The organism is Taibaiella soli (assembly GCF_003236175.1).
Lineage (GTDB): Bacteria > Bacteroidota > Bacteroidia > Chitinophagales > Chitinophagaceae > QKTW01.
The window spans coordinates 337,948-345,130 of record NZ_QKTW01000016.1; the positions used below are offsets into that span (position 1 = coordinate 337,948).

General features: G+C 42.0%; 7 protein-coding genes. 3 read left to right on the plus strand and 4 right to left on the minus strand.

Going from position 1 to position 7,183, the window contains the following annotated elements; translation table 11 throughout:
* Positions 1 to 5: 5 nt before the first annotated feature.
* The 4 genes from DN068_RS11465 to DN068_RS11480 all read right to left on the minus strand — a co-directional run bounded on the left by DN068_RS11465 (position 6) and on the right by DN068_RS11480 (position 4,614).
* Entirely contained in the window at positions 6 to 1,559 is a 1,554-nt protein-coding gene (locus tag DN068_RS11465; protein ID WP_110999052.1) for an HAL/PAL/TAL family ammonia-lyase, read from the minus strand.
* Between the two features lie 157 nt (positions 1,560 to 1,716).
* On the minus strand, positions 1,717 to 2,667 hold the full coding sequence (locus DN068_RS11470; protein WP_110999053.1) for a hypothetical protein: 951 nt from the start codon (positions 2,665 to 2,667) through the stop codon (positions 1,717 to 1,719).
* 124 nt (positions 2,668 to 2,791) lie between these two features.
* Positions 2,792 to 3,595 (minus strand): DUF3108 domain-containing protein, encoded by an 804-nt coding sequence (locus DN068_RS11475; protein WP_110999054.1) that lies wholly within the window; start codon positions 3,593 to 3,595, stop codon positions 2,792 to 2,794.
* Positions 3,596 to 3,645: 50 nt separating this feature from the next.
* Positions 3,646 to 4,614 carry a lysylphosphatidylglycerol synthase domain-containing protein gene (locus tag DN068_RS11480; protein ID WP_165836370.1) on the minus strand — a complete coding sequence of 323 codons (969 nt, stop codon included), beginning with the start codon at positions 4,612 to 4,614 and terminating at the stop codon, positions 3,646 to 3,648.
* Between DN068_RS11480 and ruvC the strand changes: the two genes are divergently transcribed.
* From ruvC to DN068_RS11495, 3 genes are all read left to right on the plus strand, one after another.
* Entirely contained in the window at positions 4,606 to 5,190 is a 585-nt protein-coding gene (gene ruvC, locus DN068_RS11485) for a crossover junction endodeoxyribonuclease RuvC (RefSeq protein WP_110999056.1), read from the plus strand. The two genes, DN068_RS11480 and ruvC, sit on opposite strands and share 9 nt — an antisense overlap.
* A 251-nt stretch (positions 5,191 to 5,441) precedes the next feature.
* On the plus strand, positions 5,442 to 6,302 hold the full coding sequence (locus DN068_RS11490) for a sensor histidine kinase (protein WP_165836371.1): 861 nt from the start codon (positions 5,442 to 5,444) through the stop codon (positions 6,300 to 6,302).
* Positions 6,303 to 6,308: 6 nt separating this feature from the next.
* Positions 6,309 to 7,004, plus strand: coding sequence for a response regulator transcription factor (locus tag DN068_RS11495; protein ID WP_110999058.1), 696 nt, complete (start codon positions 6,309 to 6,311; stop codon positions 7,002 to 7,004).
* Positions 7,005 to 7,183 lie beyond the last annotated feature (179 nt).

The window sequence follows — 7,183 nt, forward strand, 5'->3', positions numbered from 1 at the left end:
GATGCTTATAGTTGTTTATGAAAATGTCCGGTAATGTCTGTTTCCGTCAGCCAGTTTTTCACTTCGCGCATTTTCTGCGATGGAGCAAAATCTTCTTTGAAATAAGGGAAAATGCTTCTTGCTCCGTTGTATAACCATTTCGTTGCCGGAGAAAGTTTGCTGGAAATTCCTCTGATATCAATGGCCTGAACGAGTGCAATTAATTCTACCGCGAGCACTTCATATGCATTATCGATAACACGGCTGCACATCACTGCAGCGTTGCAGCCCATACTTACAATATCCTGGTTATCGTTATTGTTCGGGATGCTGTGAATGTACATTGGCGTACTCAGCGATTGGTTTTCTGCAACCGTAGAAGTAGCCGGATACTGCATGCCCTGAATACCAAAGTTCAAACCCAGACGGCCAGCATTTGCAAAAGGCGGTAGTTTGCCGTTTAAGGCTGGATTCAGAATAAAGTTCAGTTGACGATCTGCCAGCATAGACAGTTTGGTCACTGCTATTTTCAGCTTATCCATTTCCAGTGCTACATAATCACCATGGAAATTACCACCGTGGAAAATGTTTTTATTCTTACGATCGATGATCGGATTGTCGTTTACGGAATTGATCTCGTCGATGATTACTTTTTCAGTATTGAGTACAGTATCATAAATCGGACCGAGAATTTGTGGAACGCAACGCAGTGAATAATATTCCTGCACTTTATCGACCAGCACATCCTCCGTTACTTTTTTGTCGTAGAGATATTCATGACGTTTGCGGAGCAATTTGCTTTTATCACCGAATGCTCGCATCCAGCTGGCGATTTGCTGCTGTCCGTTATGTCTTTTTACACCGTTTAGTTCTACTGAAAAATGGTCGTCGTACGCTTCCATCATTTCATTGATCATCAGCGAGAGTAATGTTGACCAGATTACCAGACGATGCGCCATGATTACATTCACGCCGCCGATGCCGTTCATCGCTGAAGTACCGTTGAGAATTGCCAGACCTTCACGAATATGAATACTGAGCGGTTTCAGTTTCAGCTTTTTGAAAACTTTATCAGCTTTCTGTATTGAACCTTCAAACCAGAATTCCCCTTCACCAATAAGGCCAAGGGCGAGATGTGCGAGCTGTACCAGATCGCCGCTTGCTCCTACGCCACCGTGCGCATATACGCAAGGATAAGCTTCGTTGTTGATAAGATCCGTAATCAGTTGTACCGTTTCTGGATGAATACCGGAATAGCCAAGCAACATCGTATTGAGGCGGGAAAGCATCAAAGCACGTGTATGCAGCGGCGACAGCAATTGGCCCATACCCGAGCTATGGCTGCGGATGAGGTTGTATTGAAGTTCTTTCCGGTCATTATCATCAATACGATATTGAGCCATCGGCCCGAAACCGGTATTGATACCATAAATCAGCTTGTCTTTGGAGAAAGACTGCAAAAACTGGTAGCTGCGTGTTACCTCTTTGATTGCGGTCGCAGAAATGTTGATGTCTTTCTGGTGCAGCACAATCTGTTCAAAAGCGGCAATATCTAAAGGCTTACCCCCAAGGGAAATCATATCGTTATGGAATGTCTGGTAAAGGGTGCAAAAATAGAAAAAAGAATTGGGGAGTGTTATAATGTGAGGCTGGGCATTAGAATGATGGGTAAAAACAAAAAGCTCCATATGAGGAGCTTTTGCAAAGTGATATAAAAAATATTAAATCAAGGCGATTTTAGAGTACATCCTGCAGTATCAGGTAGTAGCTACTGAGCCGGTCATTCCAGTATTGCGTAGGAGACCACCATACGGCCCACATTACCACATTGTGGACGTTCATGCCCACAGTAATCGACGGATCGTTAGGGTTTGTAAATATAAAATCTGTTGCACACCCTCCAAAATTTTGGTCCTGATAAAATCTTACGTCTATTTGGGGTGTTGTCATAGACCCTAAGCCGTCATTAAAATTAACAGAGAAAGAAGATGTAAGGTCGTTAAAGGAATTGCCGATATAGCTTTTTGTACCATAAGCACGGGCTATATTGGCGAGGATGGATACGGCTATATTATCGCAGCCATTAAGCGTTGCGGCATAAGATCTGCCTCCAAAATTGATATTTTCGTAAAACGTCGCATAGGCAAAGTCTTTTTTGGCAGCTCTTTGTTGTGAATAATAGTTGTCTATCTTAAAGTAAACTAAGTTATTATCAGTAATACGCTCAAGACTTGTGTTAAGTTTTTTTTGAGCTTGGAGATTTACCTGAATTTTCGGACTAATATATTTTTTGAACTGTTCGTTTATGGTAGCCGGGTTACTGGAAGAATCATGCAGGATATAAGTTCCGAAAGCCTGCGGTGCCTGTGTGATGGAGTAGTTCTTTCCTTTGATTGCTTGCAAGAAATCATTAATATCTTTGCTGTCCGTTACTGGTTCAACAACCATTTTACCTTCTGAATTCTGATAGTATTTTACGTCTACCTTATAGACTTTGTCATTGATAACATAGGTTTGCTCGTATATTCCGGGTTTCGTAACAGCCTCGTCTGCTGTCAATGCAGTTTGGCGTGTTAAGTGAGTACTGGATGGTTCGGTTCTGTCTCCCTTGTTGCAGGAACTGACTGCAAAAACCATCATTAAAATCGCTGCGGCCTTTTTGCCGTTCAGCAGTTGTTTTCTTAGCATGTAACTATTTGTTTTTCAGTAAAAAATGGCGGCGAATATATAGCAAAAATATTCCCAGCATAATTTATTTAAACAATTGAAAGTTAATGCTTTATGTATTTTTGTGTTTGTTAAGTAGAGGGGGCTATTGTTTACTGATCAGCCCTGTAAGCGGATTTCTAAGCTTGTCGTAACCTATCAGGTCGACTTTGATACTGCCCACAAGAATGGGGCTGTCTACCCGCACTGGCAGATGGTTATTATCGTCGGTTACCCAAACTGCCATTTTCTCGCCACCTTTAAAGATGGTTCCTTCGATGAGTAAAGGAGTGATTTTGATAGCGTTAAACGTGCCGTAGCGCGTTTCGATTTTTTCTTTTCCTACATAACGGATGTATAGATTGTATACCTGATCATCCAGAAACATGCTGAAAGGGATTTTGGCACCGGGCTGATATTTGTTGTAATCGATATTACGGGCATAATAAATGGCCGAAAGTACATCCTGCACACATTTTGGGACATCGTAGATTCCGTGGGTAGAGACTGCCTGGCCGATATTATGATTGAAGGAAACATTATTGTAGATCTTAAAACCACCCTCATTTACATTACGCACAAACTTCAGTGGCAGCATGGTTTCTGCGTCAATATAGGTTTCGTAAATATCGCGCACTTTGTAAAACCATTCGTACGATTTTTGAGTTCTGCCGTCGCCGACCACATGGTAAACTTTCCGGTTGTTATAAGTTTCGAGTGTTGTAGTGAAACTGGCATCACCGGCGCCTACCCATATGCGTCCCATATTGTAGTAGACTTTAAAGAAGAGTTTTTCGCCCTCCTGAAAAGAGATATTTGTTAGCCCGCAAAACTCGTTCTGAGCAATTGCAGGCAACGTCATCATAGTGCATAAACAAACTGCCAGGCTAATTTTTAAAAACCAATTCATAGGATGAATTTTTCGAATGAAAATGCCATTATAAATATAGCACAAATGTGTCAGCGTAACCACCGCATTCTAAACAGTAAAATACTGCCTAATAATGCAGGAATTACGAGATTTATTGCCCATAATGAGAATGTAGCAATAAGGATGCCAATAGAGTTTGGCGAAAAATGATTGAACAGAAAAAGTCCTACCTGACCACGTACGCCCAGTTCTGCAAGCGCTACCGAAGGAATCATCGCCATAGCCCAGAAAAAAAGCGTAGTCATCAGAAAGCCTGAAACCAGTGGAATCGAAACATTCATCCAGGTAAGCAGCAGCATAAATTGAGCCGAAAAAATAAGATAGCGCAGCAAGGAAAGCAGCAAGATGTTTACCTGATCTTGCATGGAAAAGCGTTTCAGCAGCTGGCCATAGGTTTTAAATTTTCGGAACCATTTTATTTTTTGCAGTTTCGGCGCCCATTGTTCAAAGCGCAGATAGAAATAAATTACACCAATGGTGCATCCCAGGCAAACGACAAATAATACTTTTTCCCAGAAACCCGGATAGGCAATATTGTAGTATAAAAGCCCCACTACGCCGAAAAAGAGTACCGCAAACAACTGCGCGAACGCACCTAAAACAGATACACTGATCAGTCGCAGTGTATTTTTTCTTTTCAGGTAGAGAATGCGCCCCGGATATTCACCAATGCGATTTGGTGTAACGATCGAGAATGCAATGCCGGCAAGATAACTGGTGCACGCTTTGCGGTAATTCAACGGTTGCGCTGTATCCGCCAGAAGCTTCCATTTATAGGCTTCCAGGCCAAGGTTCACAGGCATCAGCAGCAATGCGAAAACGAGAAAAATAGTATTACCCGCCCACGAAAAACCGGGTGTGCCGATATGGTTCAGCTGAGAATAAACCTGACGGTAGAGACTCCAGATCAATAGCGCAGAAACGGCACCGCCGAGCAGATAATTGATCCATATTTTGGTACTTTTGTTCAACAAGCCTTTAAATTCATTTTGCAACAAGATCCTAAAATTATTCTTGGTATCGATCCCGGGACCCTTGTTATGGGTTATGGCCTTATAGCCGTGGACAAAAATAAGATTTCACTTGTGGAAATGGGTGTCTTGCAGCTTGCTAAACGTCAGGACCATGCCGAACGTCTGGAAATGATCTTTCGCAAAATGGAAGCATTAATGAAAATGCATAAACCGGACGCTGTTGCTATTGAAGCGCCGTTCTTTGGAAAAAACGTTCAGAGTATGCTAAAGCTGGGGCGTGCGCAGGGCGTAGCGATTGCTGCCGCGATGATGCATGGGTTGCAAGCCACTGAATATGCACCGAGAAAGATCAAGCAGTCGGTAACGGGTCGTGGTAACGCCACCAAAGAACAAGTCTGGCAAATGTTGCAGCATACTTTAAAGTTTGAAGAAGATCCACGTTTCATGGATGCCACCGATGCGGTAGCAGTTGCACTATGTCACCATTTTCAAAGTCGTTTTCCTGAAATTACGGCGCCGGTAAAAACGCCAAAAACGACAGCTAAAAAAGGAACGAGCTGGGAAGCATTCATCGCTTCAAATCCCGATAGAATCCGTTAGCGTATACATAGCCATTAGCATTAACATATCGTTTTCAAAACAAAAAAACAGGAATGAGGTCGTAACGGACGATCGCTGAAACATAATCCTGTAAGGCATTTCAGCATTCGTGTTACTACGTATATACATTTCGGAAAACAGTCCGAAGAAGCTTTAATGTCATATGTTGCATTAAGGTGCGATTATTGGGTTGTTGTGGCGGCTATCTTTGTTTACAAGGTATGAAAGTCGCTAACATCCGTATCATAATAATGTCTGCACTGTTTGTCTGCATCGGGCTTATGTCTATTCAGATATATTGGAGTATGCATATGGGTATGGTCGGGCGGACAATTGGCTGGATGATGATGAGTGTTGCAATGATGACGGTGTTGGGCGGACTTATGCTGGTGCTTTTTAAATTGCTTCGCCAGAAAATGCTTCATGAAGTACAGAAAGATTTTGTGAGCAACATTACTCATGAGTTTAAAACGCCACTTTCTGTTATTCACCTTTCTGCCGAAGTTTTGAAAGATCCAAAGATTATTACTACCCCGCAACGGTTGTTGAATTATGCAGGGATCATTGCACAAGAATCGAAACATCTGTCTTCGCATGTAGAAAAAGTCTTTCAACTCTCCGAAATAGAATCGGGTGGTTTAAAAATGAAACCAGATACGATGGACTGGGGCGAATTGTTGCAGGAGAATGTCAAAATATTCGAAAAAATAATTCAGGAACAGAGCGGAGAAATTAAACTACATCTGTCTGACAGTCAGATTGATTTTTATGGTGATTATTTTCATTTAAATAACGTAATTTCAAATCTGATTGACAACGCAATAAAATATTGTGACAATACGCCAGTAATTCATATTTTTCTGAAAATTAGGAGAAAGAACCTACACATTTCAGTGAAGGACAACGGTATTGGCATCGGAAAGCAACACCAAAAACTGTTATTCCGAAAATTTTATCGCGTTCCCACCGGAAACGTGCATGATGTAAAGGGAGTAGGGTTAGGTTTAAACTATGCAAAGTTTATAGCCAAAGCTCATGGCGGAGAAATCCGGTGCTCTAGTAACCTCGGAAAAGGAAGCACCTTTACATTAGTGTTCCCGATAAAAAACTAGCTAAAAATGGCAGAGCGTAGTAAAGCGAAAATCTTATTGGTGGAAGACGATCCAACTTTGGGCTTTGTTGTGAAAGATAACCTGGAAGTACACGGTTACGATGTAGTTCATTGCCTGGACGGGGAAACCGGCTGGCAGCAGTTTATGAAACACAATTTTGATATCTGTCTGCTCGATGTAATGCTGCCGAGAAAAGATGGCATGGCATTGGCAACTCAGATTCGTAAAAAGAACGATACGGTACCTATTTTGTTGCTCACCGCAAAATCGATGGACGATGATAAAATCGCCGGTTTCCGAAGTGGTGCGGATGATTACGTTACGAAGCCGTTCAATATGCAGGAACTATTGCTGCGCATTGAAGTGTTTCTGAAACGTACACGTAAAGTAGAGGACAGTCAACCTGTAGAATTTAAGGTCGGTGGTCTGAACTTTAACTTCAACGATCTGATTCTTTACAATGATCACGAAAAACATCAGCTTACACAACGTGAGGCAGATCTGCTCCGCTATTTGTGTCTGAATGCAAACCGTGTTTTGAAACGTGAAGAAATCCTGCTGAACGTTTGGGGTAAAGAAGATTATTTCCTCGGCCGCAGCATGGATGTATTTATAACAAAAATCCGTAAGCACCTGAAAGATCAGGCTGGCGTAGAATTACAGACGATTCACGGCATTGGTTTCAAGTTTATTTTGCCATAACAGACGGTAGAAAAACCTGCCAAAAGATATCACAGAGGCTGTCGAAAGACGGCCTCTTTTTTTATAGTTTGAATAGTCCTGAAAAAAGTTGACGGATTTTAAATAGTCCCGGTTGCCTCAAGTGGCCGGGATTTTTTATGCACCTGTTGTGGCGTTTTCATGCCTAAAGAAAGATGGGG

What these genes read in the sequence shown, in the direction of transcription:
- DN068_RS11495 (WP_110999058.1), top strand. Translation starts at nt 6,309, where the DNA reads ATGGCAGAGCGTAGTAAAGCGAAAATCTTATTGGTGGAAGACGATCCA.
- DN068_RS11470 (WP_110999053.1), bottom strand. Translation starts at nt 2,667, where the DNA reads ATGCTAAGAAAACAACTGCTGAACGGCAAAAAGGCCGCAGCGATTTTA.
- DN068_RS11490 (WP_165836371.1), top strand. Translation starts at nt 5,442, where the DNA reads ATGTCTGCACTGTTTGTCTGCATCGGGCTTATGTCTATTCAGATATAT.
- DN068_RS11475 (WP_110999054.1), bottom strand. Translation starts at nt 3,595, where the DNA reads ATGAATTGGTTTTTAAAAATTAGCCTGGCAGTTTGTTTATGCACTATG.
- DN068_RS11465 (WP_110999052.1), bottom strand. Translation starts at nt 1,559, where the DNA reads ATGATTTCCCTTGGGGGTAAGCCTTTAGATATTGCCGCTTTTGAACAG.